This window comes from Streptomyces sp. NPDC058683, assembly GCF_042716195.1.
Lineage (GTDB): Bacteria > Actinomycetota > Actinomycetes > Streptomycetales > Streptomycetaceae > Streptomyces.
Genome location: NZ_JBHXSK010000003.1, coordinates 23,097 through 46,116, shown reverse-complemented (window position 1 = coordinate 46,116; position 23,020 = coordinate 23,097). Strand labels below are relative to the sequence as shown.

Here is a 23,020-nt window from a genome sequence, read left to right as displayed (position 1 = left end):
ACCTGCCGGGTACCCGGGCATGCCGCCCGGGACCCGGCGGGAACTCAGTCCTGGTGCTTGAGGATGTAGTTGGTGGCGTCCCCGACGGTCTTCAGGTTCTTGACGTCCTCGTCCGGGATCTTGACGTCGAAGCGCTCTTCGGCGGCGACGACGACCTCGACCATGGACAGCGAGTCGACGTCCAGGTCGTCGGTGAAGGACTTGTCCAGCTGGACGTCCTCCACGGGGATCCCGGCGATCTCGTTCACGATCTCGGCGAGACCGTCGACGATCTCCTTCTCAGTGGCGGCCATGTCAGGCGCTCCTTCTTAGATGTTCCAGACGGTTGCTGCGGTGTTGCTGGCGGCGTTTCCGGTACCGGATGCATGATCCGGCACGGAGTGCCTAGGGGAGGGTAACGACAGTGGCGGCGTAGACGAGACCCGCCCCGAACCCGATGACGAGCGCGGTGTCGCCGCTCTTCGCCTCGCCGGTCGCCAGGAGCCGCTCCATCGCGAGCGGGATCGAGGCGGCCGAGGTGTTGCCGGTGGTGCGGATGTCACGGGCGACCGTGACGTGCTCCGGCAGCTTGAGAGTCTTCACCATCGAGTCGATGATCCGCACATTGGCCTGGTGCGGGATGAAGACGTCCAGGTCGTCCGCGCTGATCCCGGCCGCGTCCAGCGCCTGCTGGGCGACCTTCGCCATCTCGAACACGGCCCAGCGGAACACCGCCTGGCCCTCCTGCGTGATCGCGGGGAACTTGATGTTCCCGGCGCTGTCGAGGGGGAGGTTGGTGACGTCGCCGACGTGGAACCGGTCCCAGGGCACGGTCTGCTTGATGGTCTCCGACTTGTCGCCCTCGGAGCCCCACACCGTCGGGCCGATCGCCGGCTCCTGCGAGGGGCCGACCACGACCGCGCCGGCGCCGTCACCGAACAGGAAGGCCGTGGCCCGGTCCTCCAGGTCGGTCAGGTCGCTGAGCCGCTCCACGCCGATCACGAGCACGTACTCGGCGGAACCCTCCACCACCATGCCCTTGGCGAGCGTCAGGCCGTAGCCGAAGCCCGCGCAGCCGGCGGAGATGTCGAAGGCGGCCGCCTTGTTCGTGCCCAGCTTGTCGGCGATCTCGGTGGCGACGGCCGGGGTCTGGCTGAAGTGCGAGACCGTCGAGACGACCACGGCGCCGATCTGCTCGGCGGAGATGCCCGCGTCCGCGATCGCCTTGCCGGAGGCCTCGATGGACATCGCGGCCACGGTCTCGTCCGGGCCCGCCCAGTGCCGGGTCTCGATGCCGGAGCGCGACCGGATCCACTCGTCGGACGAGTCGATCGTCTCCAGGATCACCTCGTTGGGCACCACGCGGGTCGGGCGGTAGCCGCCGACGCCGAGGATGCGCGCGTACGGTGCACCCTTGCTGGGCTTGATCTTCGACATCGCAGTGGGCTCCTAATTCAGCTGTGCTCGGCGATGAGCTCGCGGGCCGCGTCGAGGTCGGCGGGGGTCTTCAGGGCCAGCGTCTTCACCCCGGGCAGCGCGCGCTTGGCCAGGCCGGTCAGGGTGCCGCCGGGGCACACCTCCAGGAGGGCGGTCACGCCGAGCTCCTTGAAGGTGTTCATGCACAGGTCCCAGCGGACCGGGTTGGCGACCTGCCCGACCAGCCGCTCCACGATCTCGTCGCCGGAGGTGACGGCCCGCCCGTCCCGGTTGGAGACGTAGGTGAGCTTCGGATCGGCGGGGATGAGCTCCTTGGCGGCCTCGGCCAGCTTCTCGACCGCGGGCGCCATGTGGCGCGTGTGGAAGGCGCCGGCGACCTTGAGGGCGACGACCTTGCGGACGCCCTCGGGCTTGTCCTCGCTCAGCGCGGCGAGCTGCTCCAGGGTTCCGGCCGCGACGATCTGCCCTGCGCCGTTGATGTTCGCCGGGGTCAGGCCCAGCTTCTCCAGGTGCGCGACCGACACGTCCGGGTCGCCGCCGAGCAGCGCCGACATACCGGTCTCGGTGATCGCGGCGGCCTCGGCCATCGCCACACCCCGCTTGCGGACCAGGCGCAGCGCGTCGGTGTCGTCCAGGACGCCCGCGAAGGCGGCGGCGGTGATCTCACCGACGCTGTGCCCCGCGACCGCGCCCGGCGCGATGTCCGTCATGGCACCGAGTGCCGCGCCGGACAGGATCCCGGCGGCGACGAGCAGCGGCTGCGCGATCGCGGTGTCCCGGATCTCGTCCGCGTCGGCGTTCGTGCCGTAGTGCACCAGATCGAGCCCGATGACGTCGGACCATTCACGCAAACGGTCCTGGGCACCGGGGAGTTCGAGCCAGGGGGTCAGGAAGCCGGGCGTCTGGGCGCCCTGGCCGGGAGCGACGAGTACGAGCACTCTCACACTCTCTCTTGGGGAGCCCCACGGCCGCCCGTGGGGACAAGGACGAAGAACACGAGGGGGTTTTGTGGACCCCCGACAAAATCCTATGGCTGGGGATCTCCATCGACCAGACGCCCCAGGATCAGTGCGATCCGCAGCGTGAAGGCGGATCGTACATCGGACGGCGACCATCCGGTGACGTCAGTCACACGTCGAAGCCGGTAGCGCACGGTGTTCGGGTGGACGAAGAGCATTCGGGCCGCGCCCTCCAGGCTGCTCGCCTGTTCCAGATAGACGCTCAGCGTTTCCAGGAGTGCCGAACCCGCTTCTTCCAGCGGTCTGTAGATCTCCTCCACCAACTGCTCGCGCGCACCCGGATCGCCCGCCATGGCGCGCTCCGGAAGCAGATCGTCCGCCAGCACCGGACGCGGTGCGTCCTGCCAGGCGGAACAGGCCTTGAGCCCCGCGGCGGCGGCCTGCGCGGACCGGGTGGCGGCCAGCAGATCGGACACCACGGGCCCCGCGACCACCGGCCCGGCGGCATAGGGCCCGATCAGCGACTTGGCGACGGCCAGCGGGTTGTCGTTGCCGCCCGCGATGACCACGAGCCGGTCCCCGAGCACCCCGGTGAGCACCTGCAGCTTGGCGTGCCGGGCGGCCCGCCGGATCGCCTCGACGGTCAGCTCGCTGTCCCCGTCGGGCGCGGTGCCGAGCACGACACACACATGCTCGGGCGAGTTCCAGCCCAGCGCGGCGGCCCGGCTCACCGCCCCCTCGTCGGCCTCCCCGCTCAGCACCGCGTTGACGACCAGCGACTCCAGCCGGGCGTCCCAGGCACCGCGTGCCTCGGCGGCCTGGGCGTACACCTGGGCGGTGGCGAAGGCGATCTCCCGGGCGTAGACCAGCAGCGCCTCCCGCAGCACGCTCTCGTCGCCGGGGGCCGCCACCTCGTCGATGGCGCTCTCCATGACCTCGATGGTGGTGCGCACCATCTCCACGGTCTGCCGCAGCGTGATCGCCCGGGTCAGCTCGCGAGGGGCGGTCCCGAAGACGTCCGTCGAGATCGCCTGCGGAGCATCGGGATGCCGGAACCACTCGGTGAAGGCCGCGATACCCGCCTGGGCGACGAGCCCGATCCAGGAGCGGTTCTCCGGGGGCATGGCCCGGTACCACGGCAGGGTCTCGTCCATCCGTGCGATGGCCTGGGCGGCGAGGCTGCCGGACGACTTCTCCAGCCGCTTCAGGGTCGCGGAGTGCTGGTGGACTGCATGAGCCGAGGGGTCGGACTTGCGCGTTACGGGTTCGGGCACGGGGACAAGACTGCCTTATCCGGACGGGAGCATGCGCCGCCGGGTGCCCACTGCGGTCTACGGTGGTTCCGTGATGGACGTACGGCGTGCGGCCGAGCGCTACCCCGGGGGAGACCGGGCGGACGGAATCGAGTCCCGCCACGCCTTCTCCTTCGGCCCGCACTACGACCCCGACAACCTCCGCTTCGGCGCGATCATCGCCTGCAACGAGGAGCGCCTCGCACCGGGCGCCGGCTTCGACGAGCATCCGCACAGCCACACCGAGATCGTGACCTGGGTGGTCGAGGGCGAGCTCACCCACCGCGACTCGGCGGGCAACGAGACGGTGGTGCGGCGCGGTGACGTGCAGCGGCTGAGCGCTGCGGGGGGCGTGCGCCACGTGGAGCGCAACGACGGGGAGCTGCCCCTGGCCTTCGTCCAGATGTGGCTGGCCCCGGTACGCCCCGGCGGGGAGCCGTCGTACGAGATCGTCCGCGGCATCGCCGACTCGACGCCGTACGCCGTCCCGGAGGCCGCGGCGATGCTGCACGTCCGCCGGCTGGGGGTGGGGGAGCGGACGGCGGTTCCGGACGGGGCGTATGTGTACGTGCACGTGGTGCGGGGGGAAGTGCGGGTGGGCGGGGAGAAGTTGGGGGCGGGGGACGCGGTGCGGGTGGCGGGGGCACTGGGGTTGGAGGCGGAGGGAGTGACCGTGGCCGAGGTGCTGATCTGGGAGATGGGGGCGTGATGCCTCTCTGTCCTGCCGCCTTCCGTCGTCGGGGCGCACCCCGGGGTCCAGGGGCGGAGTCGGTTCCAACCAGCCGGGAAATCCTCTGGAGTTGAAGCACGGCGGCCGTACCATCGAGCCCGACATCAGGCGACACGGCGGCACCACGAGCTGAAGCCCGGGTGCGGGGACGGGAACGACAGTGGACGACATCGTGCGGATGCCCCTCGAGGGCGGGGGCTCGATTCTCTTCGAAGGGGCGACGGGCGCCGAGGGCCCGGTGAAGGCGGGACGACTCGGGTCCGTCATCGGGGAACTGCCCGCCACCCTCCAGGCGACGCTCGGGCCGGTGCGGGACACCGCCCGGGTCATACTCGAGCAGTTGCGCCAGGCCGGCCCCGACGAGGTCGAGGTCGAGTTCGGTGTGGACCTGTCCGCACAGGCGGGAGCGGTCATCACCAAGGCCGAGACGGGCTGCCATGTCACCGTCCGCATGGTGTGGCGCAACGACGAACCGCACGACGTGACGGCTGCGAACGACGGCGGCACCTCGGACTCCCCTCGTCGTACACCGCAGGGTGCTCCGTCCTCCGGCGCCTGATGCACCCGCCCTTCCAGGAGTCGGTCGCGCAGGTGCTGGGTCACGACGGCACGGTCGCCGGCGCCGGATTCCTCGTCGCCGACGACACGCTGGCGACCTGTGCCCATGTCGTACGGATGGCCGGGAGCGGTCCCGGCCGGCCGATCGCCCTGGCCTTTCCCCATGCCGACGGGAGGCCGCGTCCGACCGGGCTGGTGCTGCCCGACGCCTGGCGGGATCCCGAGGCCGAGGACATCGCGATCGTCCGGCTCGACAGCCCGGTGACATCCGTCCCCGTTCTCCCCCTGGGGTTCTCGGACGGGTGCCGCTCGCACTCCGTGCGGTCCTTCGGCTTTCCGCCGCAGGCCCTGTCGGGCGGGCACTTCGGAACCGCCGTCGCCGGTGATGTGATCACCTACGACCGCGTCGGTCCCGTCCTTCAACTGACCGACGCCAACGACCTCACGACGGGCTTCAGCGGCGGCCCGGTCGTGGACGACGCCACCGGCCGCGTGATCGGCATGATCACGTCCATCGTGGTTCCCGACGCACACCGGCGGGGTCAGAACATCGCCTACGCGACCGCCGTCCAGGCCCTGCGCCGGGCATGGACGGAGTTCGCAGTCGCCGACGAGTGCCCGTACCCCGGCCTCGAGCCTTTCGGCAAGGAGCAGGCCGGCTGGTTCCACGGCCGGGACAGGGCGGTGGACGCGGTCCTGGACGCGCTGGCCGAACAAGCCGGTCGTGGCAGCGGAGTGCTGCTCCTGGGGCCGTCCGGATCCGGGAAGTCGTCGCTCGTGCGGGCCGGGGTGCTGCCCGCACTGGAAGCGGCACGGCGACCGGGAAGCGACCGCTGGCTACCCGTCATGGTCCGGTCCGGCCTCGACCTCATCGCCGAACTCGGCCTCGAACCGTCGGCCGGAGCGCGGGCGGGCGGTCTCACCGAGGCGGTCCGAGGCCGGCTGGGGGCGGAGCCCGGACACGATCGGATCCTCCTCGTCGTCGACCACTTCGAGGAGCTGCTGTTCGATTCCTCCGACGCCGTCGAACTCCTCACGGAGGCCATCGGCTCCGTCCCCGCGCTGACCGTGCTCCTGGTCGTGCGGGACGACTTCTATCCCCGCCTGGCCGCATCGGCCCCCCGCCTGCTGGAGAAGCTGCGCCACGGTGTGGTCAACGTGCCCGCCACGCTCGACCGCCGTGAGCTGTACGACATCGTCACCCGTCCTGCCACCGCCGTCGGCGCCCGCTTCGAGGGCGACCTCGCGCAGCTGATCGTGGCGGATCTCGTCACCGGGTCCGCAGGCAGGGGCACGGCCGGCGCGGCGCCCGTCACTCTGCTGCCGGCCCTCCAACTCGCCCTGAACAGACTGTGGCAGCGCCTCGACGAGAGCGGCTGTCTGACCCATGCGGCCTATCGGGACATCGGAAAGGTCACCGGCGCGCTGCGCCTGTGGTGCCAGGACTCCATCGACGCGCTGCCCACCGAGCACCGCCCCGTCGCCCAGCGACTGCTGACCGCGTTGGTGCGGCCCGCCGACGACGAACGCCAGATTCCCGCCGTACGGCAGCGGGTGCCGCTGGCCGTCCTGCGGGAGCTGGAGGAGGACGCCGACGACGTGGTGGCGGAGCTGGCCCGCCGCAGGGTCGTCAGCACCGGCAGGCGCCGCTCCGCCGGTCGGCCGGACGACGGGGAGCCGGTCGCGGAGCTGATCCATGACGCGCTGATCCGCGACTGGCCGGCGCTCGGCGACTGGATCGCTCGCGACCACCGCTTTCACGACTGGCTCCGCCGTGCCGACGAGCGCCGCGCACGCTGGGCCGATCGGCAGCACCGTCACGACGACCTGCTCGACGGCTCCGACCTGGCCGAAGGCCTGGAGTGGGCGGTCGAACGACGGCTTCCCGAGCGCACCGCCGCCTACCTCTCGACCAGCGCTGCCCACCGCAGGGCGAGGCTGCGCCGGGCACGACGGTTGAACGCCTTCCTCGGCGGCGCTCTCGTGCTGGCCGTCCTGGCGGCCTCGCTGGCCTTCGCACAGCGGCAGCACGCTCTCGACGCGGAACGACTGGCCCAGGCCCGCCAGCTCACCACCCAGTCCCGCACCTTGTCGGACTCGGAGCCCGACCTGGCCGCGCTGCTGGCCGTCCAGGCGTACCGGACGAAGGACACCCCCGAGTCCCGGGCGGCCCTCTACGCTGCCGCCGGCCTGCCGTTGGAACGGCGGCTGCCGGACGCGGGCGGCACGATGGCGCTGAGCCCGGACGGGCGGACGCTGGCCACCGCGAGCACGGGCGGCCCCTCCGTGCTGCCCGCGGGCGCGGCGACGAACGGGGGCCCCACTCAGCGGCCCCTGACCTTGACGAGGCCTGGCACCTCCGTGACACGGCCCGCGGACACCCCGCCGAGAGGCAGCGGTACCACGGAGGTCGAGCTGTGGGATCTCGCATCGGGCAGGCGGCGCGTGCTGAGCGTGGAGTCCGGCCCGAACGACACCGGAAGCGGTACGGCCGACAGCTCGGCGACCGCTCTGGCGTTCGCCCCGGACGGCCGCACCCTGGCGGTCGGCGGGCCGGACCGCGTCAGCCTGGTGAACGTGCGGACCGGTCGCACGGCGGCCGTCTCGCTGCCCCTGCCCTCCGGCGCGGACCCTCGCGTGCTGGGCTTCACACCCGATGGCCGGACCCTCGCGGCCCTCGGGCGGGACGACCGGGCCCGCACCTGGGACGTGGCGACCGGCGCCGTCCGGGCGAACTTCTCGACCGCCGTGCCCACGTCGGGCCTGCCGCTGAACGACCCCGCCGCGGTGGTCGGCCCCGACGGGCGGACCCTGGCCACGAGCGGCAACGGGGCGGGTGTGGTGCTGCTCGACCTGGCGAGCGGCAGGAAGCGTACGGTGGCGGCCGGCCCGGACGGCACCGCCGGCGTGGTCACTTCACTGGCCTTCGCCCGGGACGGCGGCACCCTGGCGGCGGGCAGTACCTCGGGCCGGGTCAGCCTGGTCGACGTGCGGACCGGACGGGTCCGGGCCACCTTCAGCGGGCCCGACGTGTCCGTCGGGGGCCTGGCCTTCGCACCCGACGGCCGCACGGTCGCCTCCCTTGCCTACGACACGAGCGTCAGACTGTGGGACGTACCCGCGCGCAAGCTTCGTTCCTCCTTCCCCAGCAGCCATACGGCTGACATGACCTACGGCATGGCCTTCGGACCGGACGGCCGGACGCTGGTGACGAGCGACGGTGACGAGGCACGGGTGTGGAAGCTCGACGGGCTGCAGCCCTATGCCCTGACCACCCCTTCGCTCGGTTCGACGGGGGACTTCCGCCTGGGCTTCGACCGCCGTGGACGCAACCTCGTCGGCGGTGGAGAGCAGGAGACGCGGGTCTGGGACGCGACCACGGGCGAGCCCCGCGCCGTGTACGACAGCCTTGCTCTGCGGGCGACCCCCGTCTACGACGACGACGGCCACCCACTGACGGTCACCACGGACGAGGAGGGCTGGGCGGTGCGGGACGTGGTCACGGGTGCGAAACGCGCCTTCGGGACCAGCCCGTCCGGGTCGCCGCACGCGGTGCTGAGCCCGGACGGCGGCACGGTGGCGTTGCCGGGCGACGGTGACCGCGACGGCGTCACCGTGCTGGACACCGCCACGGGCGCGAACAGGTCGGCGCCGGACCTCGCCAAGGGGCACCCGGACCTGCGGTACCCGCTGCTGCTGTCCCGTGGTGGAACCACGCTGGCCGCGGTGGACGGCAGGGCGACCCGGGTGTGGGACACCGCCTCCGGCGACCTGCTCACCACCCTGGACCCGACGGCGGGCGGACCGCTGGACTTCTCCCCGGACTCCCGCGTTCTGGCCACCGCGGGCCACGGCGACGGCGTGCAGCTTCGGGACGTCGCCACAGGGCGGTCGCTGAGAACCCTCGATGCGCGCGACGGCGTGCTTGCCGCCGTGTTCTCCCCGGACGGCCGCTTTCTCGCGATCGGCGGCCGCTCCGGAGTCGTACAGGTGTGGGAGACGGCCACCGGCCGCAGCCGTCAGGTACTCACCGGCTCGCTCGGCCGGGTGGCAGCTCTGGCATTCGGCGCCGAAGGCCCTGAGGGGTATCGGCTCGCGGTCGGCGGGAAGGCCGGTGGCGTGGAGCTGTGGCAGGTCTCGCTGCCCGGTCCGCGGGAGGCCGTCGAGAAGATCTGCGGGGCGGTGCACCGCGACCTCACGGAATCGGAACGCGCCGCCTATCTCCCGGACCCCTCCGCCCCGGGCCCATGTCACCCCTGACCCAGGACATCCACCTCAGCCCCGCAGCTCCGCCAGCACCGCGTCCGTGAACACGGGCCACGCCTGGACCGCCCACGGCCCGAACGCCCGGTCCGTCAGAGCCACGCCCGCCGCCCCCGCCTCCGGGTCCACCCACAGGAACGTCCCCGACTGCCCGAAGTGACCGAACGTCCGCGGCGAGGACGACGCACCCGTCCAGTGCGGTGACTTGGAGTCCCGGATCTCGAAGCCCAGACCCCAGTCGTTCGGGTTCTGGTGGCCGTACCCCGGCAACACGCCCTTCGTCCCCGGGTACTGGACGGTCAGCGTCGCCTCCGCCACCGTCCGCGGGTCCAGCAGCCTCGGCGCCTGCAACTCCGCCGCGAAGCGGAGCAGGTCGGAGACCGAGGAGACGCCGTCCTTCGCCGGTGAGCCTTCGAGGGACGTCGACGTCATGCCCAGCGGTTCGAGGACCGCCTGCCGCAGATACTCGCCGAACGGAATCTCCGTCGCCTTGGCGACATGGTCCCCGAGCACCTCGAACCCGGCGTTGGAGTACAGCCGCCGCTCCCCGGGCGGCGCCGTCACCCGGTGTTCGTCGAAGGCCAGCCCCGAGGTGTGCGCGAGCAGATGCCGTACCGTCGACCCCTGCGGCCCGGCGGGCTCGTCGAGCTCGACCGCCCCCTCCTCGTACGCGACGAGCACCGCGTACGCGGCGAGCGGCTTGGTCACGGAGGCCAGCGGGAAGCGCTGCCCGGCCGGACCATGGGTGCCCAGGACCGTCCCGTCGGCCCGCACGGCACCCGCCGCGGCGGTGGGAACCGGCCAGTTCTCGATCAACGCAAGGCTCTGCAAGGACATGCCGACGAGCCTAAGCCGATCAGAGCGTCAGCATCATCGTGGGGTCCGGCTTGTGGACGAAGCCGAGCGCGGCGTAGAGGGGCTCCGCCTCGGACGACGCGGTCAGCATGACCTGCCCGGCGCCCCGCTCGCGGAACCAGGCCAGCAGTTCCGCCATGCACGCGCGCGCGTACCCGCGGCGGCGCGCGTCCGGGTCGGTGGCCACGCTGAAGACGTACCCGGAGCGCCCGTGCGGACTGGACGCCTTGCCGATCCGGTAGTCGAGGGTCCCGACGACCAGCGCGGCCAGCGCCCCCGGCCGGTCCGGGTGGTCGACGACGAACGCGGCGAAGTCCCCGTCCGGCTCGCCCAGCCGCTCCCGGAGCCCCGGCAGCGCCAGGGCGTGCCAGTGGGTGGAGGCGTCCCCACCGGGCAGTGCGTCGATCATGATCTGGCGCAGGCGCAGCACTTCGGGTGCGTCCTCGGGCCTGGCACGGCGTACGAGACTCATACCCGCGCACGGTAGTCAGCGGCCGTCCCTCGCGTCGCGCGGATTTCTTACCGTCTTCCCGGGTTCCGCTTGCTTCGAGCGCACTCGAAGGTCATAGCGTTGGGTCATGACGGTGATGCAGACCTCGACCGCGGTTCCCACCGAGCAGCAAGGCCCCACGCTCGCCGACAGCTGTACCGCCGCTCCCCGGAAGCATCCGCGCCCCGAGGGCCAGGACCACTACACGATCAGCGAGGTCGTCGCCTTCACCGGACTGACCGCCCACACCCTGCGCTGGTACGAGCGGATCGGCCTGATGTCCCACATCGACCGTTCCCACACCGGCCAGCGCCGCTACAGCAACAGCGACCTGGACTGGCTGGACTTCGTGACCAAGCTCCGGCTGACCGGGATGCCGGTGGCGGACATGGTCCGGTACGCGGAGCTGGTGCGGGAGGGCGACGGCACCTACCAGGAGCGCCGGGAGCTGCTGGAACAGACGCGCAGGGACGTCCTGGGCCGCATCGCGGAGCTGCACGACACGCTCTCGGTGCTGGACCGGAAGATCAGTTTCTACGGGACGGGCAGGAGCTGAGGCGCCCTCACAGCTCCGCCAGCAGCTCCGCCTTCTTCGCGGCGAACTCCTCGTCGGTGACCAGCCCCGCCTGGTGCAGTTCCCCGAGATGGCGAATCCGCTCCGCGATGTCGGCGGGGTCCCGGCGCCCCGCCGACGACGGCAGCGCGGCCCCGCCCTTCGCCCGTACCGCCTCCAGGACGGCCGCGGCGAACGGCAGCGACTCGTGCACCGGCCCGTATCCGAGCCCGAACACCACGGTCGCCGGATCCTGGTCGGCCGGGACCGCCGGTGCCGCCCCCGTGAGGTCCCCGCGGCGCAGCAGTCGCAGATGCCCCTCGAAGACCTCCGGGGACCGCCACTCCACACCCCCCAGGTCGGCCACCGCGAAGCGCTGGTCGCCGGCCTTCCACTTGGCCGTCGACGCGCCCGTCCACGACCAGCGGAAGTGCACGGCCTTGCCGTCGAAGCTCGCCTTGCCGTCGTACGCCTTGAACTGCCGGGGCGCCTCGGGCGCGGCCACCAGAAACCTTTCGGCCGGTTCGGACGCGGACTCGGTGAGCAGCGGCCGTAGTTCGTCGGCGTAGTACTCCGCGAGGGTCTCCCGCTCGGCGGGCAGGACGAGCCGGTAGGGGTCGCTGCCGTCCTTCAGCTGCCCGGCAGCCGCCTCCACCAGGGGATCGGCGCCCGGGCGCGGCTCGGCCCGCAGGACCACCGTGCCGCGTTTGCCGGGAGTGAGCGTCACCCCCGCGAGCGCGGCGAACGGCACCCGGCGTTCACCCAGCGTCTGGAAGAGCTTGGGTGTTCGAATCCCCCGTTCGTAGCGGATGAGCACGGAGTCGGACTCGAACTCCCAGGCGGCATGAAATCCGGCCAGTACGTCACCCATGCGGCTCATCGTATGCGGCACGTGCTTCTCAGTCCCATCCCCGCGCATACCGCACTTCCTGCTGTCTCTACGCGCGTCCGGCCATCAACGTGCCGGACAAACCCGCCCGGCACCCGTCATCGTCGTGGGCGCAGGTCACCGCGCCGTATGCGCCAACCCCGATGTCGGCGAGGTTGCGCAGGCTGTCCGTGCCCGGCTCGAAGTAGCCGGCGTGTCCCTGTGCGTCGTGCGCCGACAGCACCCGCGCCCCGAAGGAGGAGGAGACGGGGTCGGCGCCGTGGCCGAGTCCGCCGAACTCCATGTAGGGGACGTCCTGGATCCAGTCGGTGGCGTCCCGCATCGCCCACACCCGGGCGGAAGTGTCCAGGTGCGAGGCGTTCTCGACCCGCATCCCGGGGCTGGCGGCCACCGCTATGTCGGACACCCGGTCCGGCATGCCGTGCGCGGCCACCCCGCAGACCACCGAGCCGTAGCTGTGGCAGAACATCGACACCGGTGCCGTGCCGGGCAGCGCGCGCAGCAGCGCGTTGAGGCGTACGGCGCCCTGTTCGGCGGCCGTGCCGGTCGCCGCGCCCACGCCGAGCCCGTCGGGCGCGGTGTAGTCGGCCCAGGCGATCACCGCCGTACGGGTCGCGGGGCTCGCCGTGTGCTCCGCCCTGTACAGCGCCTTGGCCATGCCGACCGGGGCGGTGTACTGGCGGTTCGTCCGCTGGAAGGTGAGCAGGTCGGTGTCGACGCCGGGGACGACGACGGAGATCCGCTCGGCCCTGGTGAGGTCGCCGAACACCTCGGCGACCCGGCCGCTGCCGTCCGGGTCGAAGGCGAGGATCTGCCGCCCCTTGGCCATCAGCGCCTCGTAGCGGTGCATCCGGCGGCCCGCGTCCTGTTGCCCGGCCGCGGTGAGCCGTGGGTCGTGCATACGTTTCTTCTCGACAGCACGCTGCTGGTCGAGGGCGATGTGGTTGGCCCGGTAGCGCAGGCCGGCCGGGGCGCCGTTCATGTTGCCGACCGCGAGCGGGTAGCGGTGCACGAGCCGGTCGCGCTCCTGCACGGTGAGCGTGGCGAAGAAACGGGTGAGCCGCGCCGGGGACGCCTCCGGGTCCGGCAGGTGGAGACCGTGCAGGCTGCCGTGCTCCCACTTGTCGAGGGAGGTCTGCAGGGCGGTGGTCTCGCGGTGCGCGCGCATGGCCGTCCAGCCGGTGGTCGCGAGCATCACGAACACCACGGCCAGGGCCAGCAGCGCGCGCCAGACGTTCAGTGGCGGGGAGGTGTCGAAGGAAGTCACTGGGAGGACACACTAGGAGAACGAAGGGGTCTCGCGGTAACCGAGTGACAGTTATCACGTTTTGGCAAACACGTGGCTGATCTCGGCTCGTGCGGTCCGTCTCGGCTCTCGAGGCTCTCTCAGTTCTCGTTGCTCTCGCGCCAGTTCCCGGTGAGCGCCGGTCCCACCTGATCGAGGTAGGACGCGGTGAGTTCGCGGATCGCCGTGACGCTGAAGTCGTCGCCGACCGACCAGTGCCGCTCGGTCACCCGGATGACCGCGCCGAACACGGCGACCACGAGCCGGGGCCGCGGGTCGGTGTCCGGGTCGACGCCCTCCCGCTCGGCGACGATCCGTGCGATCTCCTCCTCCGTCTCCGACTGGCGCCGCAGATGGGCGGCGAACAGGACCGGCGTCGCCTCGATCATCTTGTACGTGCGCATCAGCAGTTCGACCGGGACGTACCGCTCGATGGCCTCCTCGATGCTGTCCCAGCTGTCCATGACGGACCGGCGCAGCGCCTCCAGCGGGGGCTCCTCGGCCGGGCGCCGGCGCACCGCCTCGACGTAGTGCGCCTCGGTGAGCCGTGGCACGAAGAAGGCCACGTCCTCTTTGCTGGCGAAGTAGCGGAAGAAGGTGCGCTGCGAGACGTCGACGGACTCGACGATCTCGTCGACGGTGGTGTGCTCGTAGCCCTGGGTCACGAACAGCTCCAGCGCGGAGCGCAGCAGCGCGTCCCGGGTGCGCTGTTTCTTGCGTTCGCGCAACGTTTCCATGTCTGACAGTTACTGACTACTGATTTCGTTTGTCAACTGTCAGTGGCTGTCATTAGCCTCGATCGTATGACTAGTCAGACCACGATCGACACGGCGGGGTCGGGGGACGTAACACCTACAGCCCTGCCGGAACAGCCGCCGGCCTCCGGCCTGCGCGGCCACCCCTGGTTCACCCTGATCACCGTCGCCGTCGGGGTCATGATGGTCGCCCTCGACGGCACCATCGTGGCCATCGCCAACCCGGCGATCCAGAAGGACCTCGGCGCCACCTTCGCCCAGGTGCAGTGGATCACCAACGGCTACTTCCTCGCCCTCGCGGTCTCCCTGATCACCGCGGGCAAGCTCGGTGACCGCTTCGGCCACCGGCAGACCTTCCTGATCGGCGTCGTCGGCTTCGCCGCCGCCTCGGGCGCCATCGGCCTGTCCGACAGCATCGGCCTGGTCGTCACCTTCCGCGTCTTCCAGGGCCTGTTCGGCGCGCTGCTGATGCCGGCCGCGCTCGGCCTGTTGCGGGCCACCTTCCCGGCCGAGAAGCTCAACATGGCGATCGGCATCTGGGGCATGGTCATCGGTGCCTCCACCGCGGGCGGCCCGATCCTCGGCGGTGTGCTGGTGCAGCACGTCAGCTGGCAGTCGGTGTTCTTCATCAACGTGCCGGTCGGCCTGATCGCCCTGGTCCTCGGCGTGCTGATCCTGCGCGACCACCGCGCCGAGAACGCCCCGCGCTCCTTCGACCTGCTCGGCATCGCCCTGCTCTCCGGCGCGATGTTCTGCCTGGTCTGGGCGCTCATCAAGGCGCCGAGCTGGGGCTGGGGCGCCGGCCTGACGTGGACGTTCATCGCCGCGTCCGTGCTGGGCTTCGCGCTCTTCGCCTTCTGGGAGACCAGGGTCAAGGAGCCGCTGATCCCGCTCACCCTGTTCCGCTCGGTCCCGCTCTCCGCGGGCGTGGTCCTGATGGTCCTGATGGCCATCGCCTTCATGGGCGGCCTGTTCTTCGTGACGTTCTATTTGCAGAACGTGCACGGGATGGACCCGGTCGACGCCGGCCTCCACCTCCTTCCGCTCACCGGCATGATGATCGTCGGCTCCCCGCTGGCCGGCGCCGCGATCACCAAGCTCGGCCCGCGGATCCCGCTGGCCGGCGGCATGGCGGCCACCGCGATCGCCATGTACGGCATGTCCACCCTGAAGGCGGACACCGGCAGCGGCGTGATGTCCATCTGGTTCGCCCTGCTCGGCCTCGGCCTCGCGCCGGTCATGGTCGGCGCCACCGAGGTCATCGTCGGCAACGCGGCGATGGAGCTGTCCGGCGTGGCCGGCGGTCTCCAGCAGGCCGCGATGCAGATCGGCGGCAGCCTCGGTACGGCCGTCCTGGGCGCCGTGATGGCCTCCAAGGTCGACAGCGACCTGCCGGGCAACTGGGCCGACGCGGGGCTGCCGAAGCTGACCGACGCGCAGCTGGCGCAGGCCTCCGAGGCGGTGCAGGTCGGTGTCGCGCCGGTCGCCGAGGGGACGCCCGCGGAGATCGCCGCGAAGATCTCCGGCGTCGCCCACGACACGTTCATCTCCGGCATGAGCCTCGCCTCGCTGGTCGCGGCGGGTGTGGCGACGGTCGCGATCCTGGTCGCGCTGTTCACCAAGCGCGGCGAGAACGCGGAGAGCGGCGCGGGCGTCGGCCACATCTAGCGCAACACGCCGGGCCGATATGTCCGTTTTTCAGGGGTGGAGTTCCCCTATCAGGGTGACTCCGCTAAAGATTCCTCGCCCTCGGTACGCGCCGCAGGTCACAGTGGGTCACGTCTTCCGCAGGGCATGGGAGGACACCCGGGCCGCGGCGCGCTGCCGGAGGGGGGCAGCGCGTTGGCAGGTCTGCGGACGCGGAACAGGGGTACCCGGTCATCAACCCGAACAGGTCACGGAGACCGAGGAGTTGATGATGGCGAGCTTCGGGCAACGAACACGCGGGTACCCCCGTTCACGCGGCCGGGCAGGTGCGCGGGCCGGGCTGGACCGCGACACGCTGGGCATCGTCGGCACGATCTGCGCCGTCGCCGGATTCTTCACGCTGGGGATCGTGCTGGGGCCGGTGGCACTGGTGTGCGGCTGGGTCTCCATGGGCCGGATATGGAACCCGAAGAGTTCCGTACCGGCGCTGGTGGCGGTGGTGCTGGGGACGATCGACACGGTGCTGGCGCTGCTGTGGCTGGGTGGCGTATCGCTCTAGCGTGGGGGCCGGTGGGGGCCGGTCGCGCAGTTCCCCGCGCCCCTGACGGGGCGCTTCGCCCGCCGTCTCTCCCTAGCTGCGGGCAGTCGTGCCGCTGGGGCGGCACGGGTGGGCGCAGCGGCACCCGGCCAGCGCCGGTGAGCGCAACGCCGTCACCTCGGCCCCCACCCCGTCCTCCCGCAGGGCGACCACCTCGGCCCGCAGCGCCCGCACCTCCTCCGTCAGCAAGGCGATCGCCTCCGTCTGCCGGCGCTCCTCCACGTCGTCCTTCTCGAACCGGGCGATGAACCATGTCGCGATGTTCGCCGTCACCACACCCAGCAGGGCGATCCCGGACAGCATCAGGCCGACCGCGATCATCCGGCCCAGTCCGGTCGTCGGCGCGTGGTCGCCGTACCCCACCGTCGTCATCGTCGTGAACGACCACCACAGCGCGTCACCCAGCGTGCGGATGTTCCCGTTCGGGGAGTCCCGCTCCACCGAGAGCACGGCCAGCGAGCCGAACATCAGCAGTCCGACGACCGCGCCCACCACATACGTCGTCAGCCGGATCTGCGAGGCCATCCGGGCCCGCCGCCCCACCAGCGTCAGCGTCGCGACGAGCCGCAGCAGCCGCAGCGGCTGGAGTATCGGCAGCACCACCGCGCACAGGTCTATCCAGTGCGTCCGCACGAACTCCTTGCGCCGGGGCGCCAGGGCCAGCCGTACGAGGTAGTCGAGAGCGAACGAACCCCACACCACCCACTCCGCCACCGTGCACGCGGCGGTGAGGACATGCCCTGCGGAACTGTCCACGATCGGTAGCGCGTAGGCGACGGCGAAGGCCACCGCGAGCGCCAGCAACGGCCGTTGGGTGAGCTGTTCCCAACGCGCCTGCGCGGACTGTTCCTCCATGGGGGCATCGTAGGCACTATCCGCGCCCCGAAGGGCGCCCCAAAGGGGCGCGGGGAACTGCGCGATCAGCCACGACGTCGCCGCAGCTCCCCACCGCCCGCACCGCCCGCCCCGGCCGAAGCCGAGCGCAGCGGCTAGGCGTCGCCGCCCGCCGCGCCCGGGTGCGCCGCCGTCACGTCCAGCAGCTGGTACCGGTCGATGGCCTGCTTGAGCACCGAGCGGTCGAGCCTGCCCTCACGGGCCAGCTCGGTCAGCACCGCGACGACGATCGACTGCGCGTCGATGTGGAAGAACCGGCGTGCCGCGCCGCGCGTGTCGGCGAAGCCGAAGCCGTCGGCGCCCAGCGACTGGTACGTGCCCGGCACCCAGCGCGCGATCTGGTCCGGAACCGATCGCATCCAGTCGGACACGGCCACGAACGGACCCTCGGCGACGCCCAGCTTGCGCGTCACGTACGGGGTGCGCTGTTCCTCCTCCGGGTGGAGGAGGTTGTGCTCCTCGCAGGCCACGGCCTCGCGCCGCAGCTCGTTCCACGAGGTCGCGGACCAGACGTCGGCCTTCACGTTCCAGTCCGCGGCGAGGATCCGCTGCGCCTCGATCGCCCACGGGACCGCGACACCGGACGCCATGATCTGCGCCGGGACGGTGCCGCCCGTGCCCGCGCTGATCCGGTGGATGCCCTTGAGGATGCCCTCGACGTCCACGTCGGCCGGCTCGGCCGGGTGCTGGATCGGCTCGTTGTAGACGGTCAGGTAGTAGAAGACGTCCTCGCCGTGCGGGTGCTCGGCGTCGCCGCCGTACATCCGGCGCAGGCCGTCCTGGACGATGTGCGCGATCTCGTACGAGTACGCCGGGTCGTAGGCCACGCAGCCCGGGTTCGTCGAGGCGAGCAGCTGGGAGTGGCCGTCGGCGTGCTGGAGGCCCTCACCGGTCAGGGTCGTACGGCCGGCGGTCGCGCCCAGGACGAAACCGCGCGCCAGCTGGTCGGCCATCTGCCAGAACTGGTCACCGGTGCGCTGGAAACCGAACATCGAGTAGAAGACGTAGACCGGGATGAGCGGCTCGCCGTGGGTGGCGTAGGCCGAGCCCGCCGCGATCAGGGAGGCCGTGCAGCCGGCCTCGGAGATGCCGTCGTGCAGCATCTGGCCGGTCGGGGACTCCTTGTAGGCGAGCAGCAGGTCGCGGTCGACCGCCTCGTACTGCTGGCCGAGCGGGTTGTAGATCTTCGCGCTCGGGAAGAAGGAGTCCATGCCGAAGGTGCGGTACTCGTCCGGCGCGATCAGGACGAAGCGACGGCCGATCTCCTTGTCCCGCATGAGGTCCTTGAGGAGACGGACGAAGGCCATGGTGGTCGCGATGGACTGCTGGCCGGTGCCCTTCTTCACGGTCGCGTACGTCTTGTCGTCCGGCAGGGCGAGCGGCTGGGAGCGCACGACGCGGGTCGGGACGTAGCCGCCGAGCCCCTTGCGCCGGTCGTGCATGTACTGGATCTCCTCCGAGTTCCGGCCCGGGTGGTAGTACGGCGGCAGGCCGGACTCCAGCTCCTGGTCGGAGATCGGCAGGTGCAGCCGGTCCCGGAAGCCCTTGAGGTCGGCGACCGTCAGCTTCTTCATCTGGTGCGTGGCGTTGCGGCCCTCGAAGTTCGGGCCCAGCGTCCAGCCCTTGATCGTCTTGGCCAGGATGACCGTCGGCTGGCCCTTGTGCTCGGTGGCCGCCTTGAACGCCGCGTAGATCTTGCGGTGGTCGTGGCCGCCGCGGCCCAGGTGCAGGATCTGGTCGTCGCTCATGTGCTCGACCATCGCCCGCAGCCGCTGGTCGTCACCGAAGAAGTGGTCGCGGATGTACCCGCCGGACTCGGTGGCGTAGGTCTGGAACTGCCCGTCGGGGGTCGTGTTCATCTTGTTGACCAGGACGCCGTCCCGGTCCTGGGCGAGCAGCGGGTCCCAGGTGCGGTCCCAGACCAGCTTGATCACGTTCCAGCCGGCGCCCCGGAAGACCGACTCCAGCTCCTGGATGATCTTGCCGTTGCCGCGCACCGGGCCGTCGAGCCGCTGGAGGTTGCAGTTGACGACGAAGGTCAGGTTGTCCAGGCCCTCGCGCGCGGCGATGGACAGCTGGCCGAGCGACTCCGGCTCGTCCATCTCGCCGTCGCCGAGGAACGCCCAGACGTGCGACTTCGAGGTGTCGGCGATCTCGCGCGCGTGCATGTAGCGGTTCATCCGCGCCTGGTAGATCGCGCCGATCGGGCCGAGGCCCATCGACACCGTCGGGAACTCCCAGAAGCCCGGCATCGAGCGCGGGTGCGGGTAGCTGGAGAGGCCGTTCGGGTATTTCGACTTCTCCTGGCGGAAGCCGTCCAGCTGCTCCTCGCCGAGCCGGTCGAGCAGGAACGCGCGCGCGTAGATGCCAGGGGAGGCGTGGCCCTGGAAGAAGACCTGGTCGCCGCCGTGGCCGTCGTCCTTGCCGCGGAAGAAGTGGTTGAAGCCGACGTCGTAGAGGGACGCCGAGGAGGCGAAGGTGGCGATGTGGCCGCCGACGCCGATGCCCGGACGCTGCGCACGGGAGACCATCACGGCCGCGTTCCAGCGGGTCGCGTTGAGGACCTTGCGCTCGATCTCCTCGTTGCCCGGGAAGAACGGCTCCGCGCGCGTGGGGATCGTGTTGACGTAGTCCGTGCTGCGCATCTCGGGCACGGCCACGCGCCGCTCGCGGGCGCGCTCGATCAGGCGGAGCATCAGATAACGGGCCCGTTCCCGGCCGCGCTCGTCCACGGCGGCGTCGAGCGAGTCGAGCCACTCCTGGGTTTCCTCGGGATCGAAGTCAGGAACCTGACTCGGAAGGCCGCCAATGATGATCGGGTTGCGATCGGATCCGGAAGCCACGCTGTTCCTTACCTGTCAGAGGGGCACTGATTCCCTGCGTTTTCCTGCAAATCCCTGCGTTTCCCCGCACCGCTGTCCATCGTCCACCTCGGGGCAGCGCACGTCATCTCTACCGTGAGGTAACTCGGTCCCGGCCAAAACGCAACGATACGCCCGGGGTGTGACGTGCTTGGCAAACTCGTTCGACCGTCGTATGTGAGGATGATTCCGAAAGGAACATAGCGGGCAAAAGGGAGTGGTGTGTGCCACACCTGTCTGCGATACGGTGCCGGGAGTTGCGGCGACACGGCCGGGATCGTCACCGTTTCGGCGGTCTGAACGGCCGGGTACTTGCGCGATCCGTCCCGCCCGTGTGGACTACGGCCAATGCTTCGCGCACGCGCGTGGCTGAGTTAATCAACAAGACATGATCAGGAGGCAACCCGTGAGCGCGACCGCGGACCACGCGGAGGAGCGGACCACCCCTGCCGTCAGGCTGGGGTTCCAGCCAGACCAGGTGGTCCAGGAGATCGGCTACGACGACGACGTCGACCAGGAACTCCGCGAGTCCATCGAAGACACCATCGGCACCGAGTTGGTGGACGAGGACTACGACGACGTGGCCGACGCCGTGGTGCTGTGGTTCCGTGAGGATGACGGCGACCTGACGGACGCGCTGGTGGATGCCGTCACGTACATGGAGGAAGGCGGCTGGATCCTGCTGCTGACTCCGAAGACGGGCCGTGACGGCTACGTCGAGCCGAGCGACATCGGCGAGGCGGCCACGACCGCCGGCCTCTCGCAGACCAAGAGCGTCAGCGTGGGCAAGGACTGGAACGGCAGCCGGCTGCTGACCCCGAAGGGCGCCGCCAAGAAGCGCTGAGCCCCGGCCGGCGGACGGACCGTGTCCCGGTCCGTCCGCCGGTCTGCCGTGATCGCCGCGCGAACGTCGCCGCATAGGGTGTCCTCACCCGAACAGCCCCTTACGAAGGGATGCAGCGATGGCGATCCAGGTCGGCGACAAGGCGCCCGACTTCGAGCTCAAGGACAACCACGGCCGGTCCGTGAAGCTGTCCGACTTCCGCGGCGAGAAGAACGTCGTGCTGCTCTTCTACCCGTTCGCCTTCACCGGTGTGTGTACCGGTGAGCTGTGCGAGCTGCGCGACAACCTGCCCCAGTTCGAGGACCGCGGCACCCAGCTGCTCGCCGTCTCCAACGACTCCATCCACACCCTGCGCGTCTTCGCCGAGCAGGAGGGCCTGGAGTACCCGCTGCTCAGCGACTTCTGGCCGCACGGCGAGACCTCGCGCGCCTACGGCGTCTTCGACGAGGCCAAGGGCTGCGCGGTCCGCGGCACCTTCGTCATCGACAAGGAGGGCGTCGTCCGGTGGACCGTGGTCAACGGACTGCCGGACGCACGCGACCTGAACGACTACGTGAAGGCGCTCGACGCCCTGTAGACCGCTTCGTGGACCGTTCGTCGATCCCCTAGGGGTCGACAGGGCCGACACCCGGTAATTCTTCGGGGTCCAGGGCCTGCGGGGGGCGGGAACCCGTCACTAGGATCGAATCGTTGATCCGGTATCCGAAGCACCACGGGGGCTTCCCGCCCCTGGACACCACAAGGGAGGACTCGTGGGAGTCAGCCTCAGCAAGGGCGGCAACGTATCGCTGACGAAGGAGGCCCCCGGCCTGACCGCGGTCCTCGTCGGTCTGGGCTGGGACGTCCGGACCACCACCGGCACCGACTTCGACCTCGACGCCAGCGCACTGCTGCTGAACGCCGAGGGCAAGGTCGGCAGTGACGCGAACTTCGTCTTCTTCAACAACCTCAAGAGCCCCGAAGGCTCGGTCGAGCACACCGGTGACAACCTCACCGGTGAGGGCGAGGGCGACGACGAGGTGATCAAGGTCAGCCTGGTCACGGTCCCCGCCGACGTCGAGAAGATCGTCTTCCCGGTGTCGATCTACGACGCCGACAACCGCCAGCAGTCCTTCGGTCAGGTCCGCAACGCGTTCATCCGCGTCGTGAACCAGGCCGGCGGCGCCGAGATCGCCCGCTACGACCTGTCCGAGGACGCCTCGACCGAGACCGCCATGGTCTTCGGCGAGCTGTACCGCAACGGCGCGGAGTGGAAGTTCCGCGCCATCGGCCAGGGCTACGCCTCCGGCCTGCGCGGCATCGCCCAGGACTTCGGCGTCAACGTCTGAGCCCGTCCGGGCGCCCGTCGAGGGCGTTCGAAAGTCCGCACTGTCCGGCGTCGCACCGTTTACGGTCGGCGCCGGACGTGCAGGACAACCGGAGAAACACCGCTAGGGGAGGACCAGCACCATGGGCGTCACGCTCGCCAAGGGAGGCAATGTCTCCCTCTCCAAGGCCGCACCGAACCTCACCAACGTCATGATCGGACTCGGCTGGGACGCCCGCTCCACCACCGGCGCCCCCTTCGACCTCGACGCCAGCGCGCTCCTGTGCAAGGACGGCCGGGTGCTCGGCGACGAGTGGTTCGTCTTCTACAACCAGCTCAAGAGCCCGGACGGCTCCGTCGAGCACACCGGCGACAACCTCACCGGTGAGGGCGAGGGCGACGACGAATCGATTCTGGTCGACCTGCCCAAGGTGCCGGCCGAGGTCGACAAGATCATCTTTCCGGTCTCCATCCACATGGCCGACGAGCGCGGCCAGACCTTCGGCCAGGTCTCCAACGCGTTCATCCGGGTGGTCAACCAGGCCGACGGCCAGGAGCTCGCCCGCTACGACCTCAGCGAGGACGCCTCCACCGAGACCGCCATGATCTTCGGCGAGCTCTACCGGTACCAGGGCGAATGGAAGTTCCGGGCCGTCGGCCAGGGCTACGCCTCCGGGCTGCGGGGTATCGCTCTCGACTTCGGTGTGAACGTCTCGTAGCACCCGTCACAGCCGGATGTAGGGCCCGCGCGAGCCGTAGGACACCGATGCCCTCTAGACTCCGTGGTCAACAATGAGTAAAGCCGAGTACGGCGCGGGAGAGACC

Annotated in this window: 21 protein-coding genes; 10 read left to right on the top strand and 11 right to left on the bottom strand. The window is 70.6% G+C overall.

Annotated elements, in window-relative coordinates:
• Window positions 1–44: 44 nt before the first annotated feature.
• From ACFWXC_RS04040 to fasR, 4 genes are all read right to left on the bottom strand, one after another.
• Window positions 45–293, bottom strand: coding sequence for an acyl carrier protein (locus ACFWXC_RS04040; RefSeq protein WP_351731548.1), 249 nt, complete (start codon window positions 291–293; stop codon window positions 45–47).
• Window positions 294–384: 91 nt separating this feature from the next.
• Complete coding sequence (locus ACFWXC_RS04035) at window positions 385–1,416, bottom strand: ketoacyl-ACP synthase III (RefSeq protein ID WP_384472661.1); 1,032 nt, start codon at window positions 1,414–1,416, stop codon at window positions 385–387.
• Window positions 1,417–1,433: 17 nt separating this feature from the next.
• Window positions 1,434–2,354, bottom strand: coding sequence for an ACP S-malonyltransferase (locus ACFWXC_RS04030; protein WP_384472658.1), 921 nt, complete (start codon window positions 2,352–2,354; stop codon window positions 1,434–1,436).
• A gap of 89 nt (window positions 2,355–2,443) precedes the next feature.
• Window positions 2,444–3,649, bottom strand: coding sequence for a fatty acid biosynthesis transcriptional regulator FasR (gene fasR / locus ACFWXC_RS04025; RefSeq protein WP_384472655.1), 1,206 nt, complete (start codon window positions 3,647–3,649; stop codon window positions 2,444–2,446).
• A 73-nt stretch (window positions 3,650–3,722) separates the two neighbouring features.
• Between fasR and ACFWXC_RS04020 the strand changes: the two genes are divergently transcribed.
• The 3 genes from ACFWXC_RS04020 (at window position 3,723) to ACFWXC_RS04010 (ending at window position 9,215) form a co-directional block, all read left to right on the top strand.
• A complete protein-coding gene (locus ACFWXC_RS04020) occupies window positions 3,723–4,376 on the top strand; it encodes a pirin family protein (protein ID WP_384473432.1) in 654 nt (217 codons plus the stop codon).
• Window positions 4,377–4,557: 181 nt separating this feature from the next.
• The gene (locus ACFWXC_RS04015; protein WP_384472652.1) at window positions 4,558–4,956 is read left to right on the top strand and encodes a CU044_2847 family protein; all 399 of its coding nucleotides are present in this window, start codon (window positions 4,558–4,560) and stop codon (window positions 4,954–4,956) included.
• The gene (locus ACFWXC_RS04010; RefSeq protein WP_384472649.1) at window positions 4,956–9,215 is read left to right on the top strand and encodes a hypothetical protein; all 4,260 of its coding nucleotides are present in this window, start codon (window positions 4,956–4,958) and stop codon (window positions 9,213–9,215) included. Before ACFWXC_RS04015 ends, ACFWXC_RS04010 begins: the two co-directional genes overlap by 1 nt.
• A gap of 15 nt (window positions 9,216–9,230) precedes the next feature.
• Here the strand turns inward: ACFWXC_RS04010 and ACFWXC_RS04005 are convergent, their stop codons facing one another.
• Both ACFWXC_RS04005 and ACFWXC_RS04000 read right to left on the bottom strand, forming a co-directional pair.
• Entirely contained in the window at window positions 9,231–10,055 is an 825-nt protein-coding gene (locus ACFWXC_RS04005; protein WP_384472646.1) for a serine hydrolase domain-containing protein, read from the bottom strand.
• Between the two features lie 19 nt (window positions 10,056–10,074).
• Window positions 10,075–10,545, bottom strand: a complete 471-nt coding sequence (locus tag ACFWXC_RS04000; protein ID WP_384472644.1) for a GNAT family N-acetyltransferase — start codon at window positions 10,543–10,545, stop codon at window positions 10,075–10,077.
• Window positions 10,546–10,651: 106 nt separating this feature from the next.
• On the opposite strand from ACFWXC_RS04000, the gene ACFWXC_RS03995 reads away from it, so the two are divergent.
• Window positions 10,652–11,119, top strand: coding sequence for a MerR family transcriptional regulator (locus tag ACFWXC_RS03995; RefSeq protein WP_384472641.1), 468 nt, complete (start codon window positions 10,652–10,654; stop codon window positions 11,117–11,119).
• A gap of 7 nt (window positions 11,120–11,126) precedes the next feature.
• Here ACFWXC_RS03995 and ACFWXC_RS03990 read toward each other — a convergent pair whose 3' ends face one another.
• From ACFWXC_RS03990 to ACFWXC_RS03980, 3 genes are all read right to left on the bottom strand, one after another.
• Window positions 11,127–11,987, bottom strand: a complete 861-nt coding sequence (locus tag ACFWXC_RS03990; protein WP_384472638.1) for a DUF4429 domain-containing protein — start codon at window positions 11,985–11,987, stop codon at window positions 11,127–11,129.
• 67 nt (window positions 11,988–12,054) lie between these two features.
• The gene (locus tag ACFWXC_RS03985) at window positions 12,055–13,272 is read right to left on the bottom strand and encodes an alpha/beta hydrolase (protein WP_384472635.1); all 1,218 of its coding nucleotides are present in this window, start codon (window positions 13,270–13,272) and stop codon (window positions 12,055–12,057) included.
• Between the two features lie 119 nt (window positions 13,273–13,391).
• The gene (locus ACFWXC_RS03980) at window positions 13,392–14,027 is read right to left on the bottom strand and encodes a TetR family transcriptional regulator (protein WP_384472632.1); all 636 of its coding nucleotides are present in this window, start codon (window positions 14,025–14,027) and stop codon (window positions 13,392–13,394) included.
• Between the two features lie 66 nt (window positions 14,028–14,093).
• Between ACFWXC_RS03980 and ACFWXC_RS03975 the strand changes: the two genes are divergently transcribed.
• Both ACFWXC_RS03975 and ACFWXC_RS03970 read left to right on the top strand, forming a co-directional pair.
• Complete coding sequence (locus ACFWXC_RS03975) at window positions 14,094–15,713, top strand: MFS transporter (RefSeq protein WP_384472629.1); 1,620 nt, start codon at window positions 14,094–14,096, stop codon at window positions 15,711–15,713.
• A gap of 247 nt (window positions 15,714–15,960) precedes the next feature.
• Window positions 15,961–16,251 (top strand): small hydrophobic protein, encoded by a 291-nt coding sequence (locus ACFWXC_RS03970; RefSeq protein ID WP_384472626.1) that lies wholly within the window; start codon window positions 15,961–15,963, stop codon window positions 16,249–16,251.
• Between the two features lie 72 nt (window positions 16,252–16,323).
• Here the strand turns inward: ACFWXC_RS03970 and ACFWXC_RS03965 are convergent, their stop codons facing one another.
• Window positions 16,324–17,145 (bottom strand): potassium channel family protein, encoded by an 822-nt coding sequence (locus ACFWXC_RS03965; protein WP_384472623.1) that lies wholly within the window; start codon window positions 17,143–17,145, stop codon window positions 16,324–16,326.
• Window positions 17,146–17,279: 134 nt separating this feature from the next.
• On the bottom strand, window positions 17,280–20,027 hold the full coding sequence (aceE, locus tag ACFWXC_RS03960; protein WP_384472620.1) for a pyruvate dehydrogenase (acetyl-transferring), homodimeric type: 2,748 nt from the start codon (window positions 20,025–20,027) through the stop codon (window positions 17,280–17,282).
• 424 nt (window positions 20,028–20,451) lie between these two features.
• Here aceE and ACFWXC_RS03955 point away from each other — a divergent pair, with 424 nt between their 5' ends.
• The 4 genes from ACFWXC_RS03955 (at window position 20,452) to ACFWXC_RS03940 (ending at window position 22,914) form a co-directional block, all read left to right on the top strand.
• Window positions 20,452–20,889: a DUF3052 domain-containing protein gene (locus tag ACFWXC_RS03955; protein ID WP_351692127.1), complete on the top strand. Its 438-nt coding sequence runs from the start codon at window positions 20,452–20,454 to the stop codon at window positions 20,887–20,889.
• A 118-nt stretch (window positions 20,890–21,007) separates the two neighbouring features.
• On the top strand, window positions 21,008–21,466 hold the full coding sequence (locus tag ACFWXC_RS03950) for a peroxiredoxin (protein WP_384472617.1): 459 nt from the start codon (window positions 21,008–21,010) through the stop codon (window positions 21,464–21,466).
• A gap of 175 nt (window positions 21,467–21,641) precedes the next feature.
• Window positions 21,642–22,217, top strand: a complete 576-nt coding sequence (locus ACFWXC_RS03945) for a TerD family protein (RefSeq protein ID WP_384472614.1) — start codon at window positions 21,642–21,644, stop codon at window positions 22,215–22,217.
• A gap of 121 nt (window positions 22,218–22,338) precedes the next feature.
• Window positions 22,339–22,914 carry a TerD family protein gene (locus ACFWXC_RS03940; RefSeq protein WP_384472611.1) on the top strand — a complete coding sequence of 192 codons (576 nt, stop codon included), beginning with the start codon at window positions 22,339–22,341 and terminating at the stop codon, window positions 22,912–22,914.
• Window positions 22,915–23,020: the final 106 nt, after the last annotated feature.

Coding starts and splice junctions, on each gene's coding strand:
- ACFWXC_RS04040 (WP_351731548.1), bottom strand. CDS start 293: ATGGCCGCCACTGAGAAGGAGATCGTCGACGGTCTCGCCGAGATCGTG.
- ACFWXC_RS04035 (WP_384472661.1), bottom strand. CDS start 1,416: ATGTCGAAGATCAAGCCCAGCAAGGGTGCACCGTACGCGCGCATCCTC.
- ACFWXC_RS04020 (WP_384473432.1), top strand. CDS start 3,723: ATGGACGTACGGCGTGCGGCCGAGCGCTACCCCGGGGGAGACCGGGCG.
- ACFWXC_RS04010 (WP_384472649.1), top strand. CDS start 4,956: ATGCACCCGCCCTTCCAGGAGTCGGTCGCGCAGGTGCTGGGTCACGAC.
- ACFWXC_RS04005 (WP_384472646.1), bottom strand. CDS start 10,055: ATGTCCTTGCAGAGCCTTGCGTTGATCGAGAACTGGCCGGTTCCCACC.
- ACFWXC_RS04000 (WP_384472644.1), bottom strand. CDS start 10,545: ATGAGTCTCGTACGCCGTGCCAGGCCCGAGGACGCACCCGAAGTGCTG.
- ACFWXC_RS03995 (WP_384472641.1), top strand. CDS start 10,652: ATGACGGTGATGCAGACCTCGACCGCGGTTCCCACCGAGCAGCAAGGC.
- ACFWXC_RS03990 (WP_384472638.1), bottom strand. CDS start 11,987: ATGGGTGACGTACTGGCCGGATTTCATGCCGCCTGGGAGTTCGAGTCC.
- ACFWXC_RS03980 (WP_384472632.1), bottom strand. CDS start 14,027: ATGGAAACGTTGCGCGAACGCAAGAAACAGCGCACCCGGGACGCGCTG.
- ACFWXC_RS03975 (WP_384472629.1), top strand. CDS start 14,094: ATGACTAGTCAGACCACGATCGACACGGCGGGGTCGGGGGACGTAACA.
- ACFWXC_RS03970 (WP_384472626.1), top strand. CDS start 15,961: ATGATGGCGAGCTTCGGGCAACGAACACGCGGGTACCCCCGTTCACGC.
- ACFWXC_RS03965 (WP_384472623.1), bottom strand. CDS start 17,145: ATGGAGGAACAGTCCGCGCAGGCGCGTTGGGAACAGCTCACCCAACGG.
- ACFWXC_RS03950 (WP_384472617.1), top strand. CDS start 21,008: ATGGCGATCCAGGTCGGCGACAAGGCGCCCGACTTCGAGCTCAAGGAC.
- ACFWXC_RS03940 (WP_384472611.1), top strand. CDS start 22,339: ATGGGCGTCACGCTCGCCAAGGGAGGCAATGTCTCCCTCTCCAAGGCC.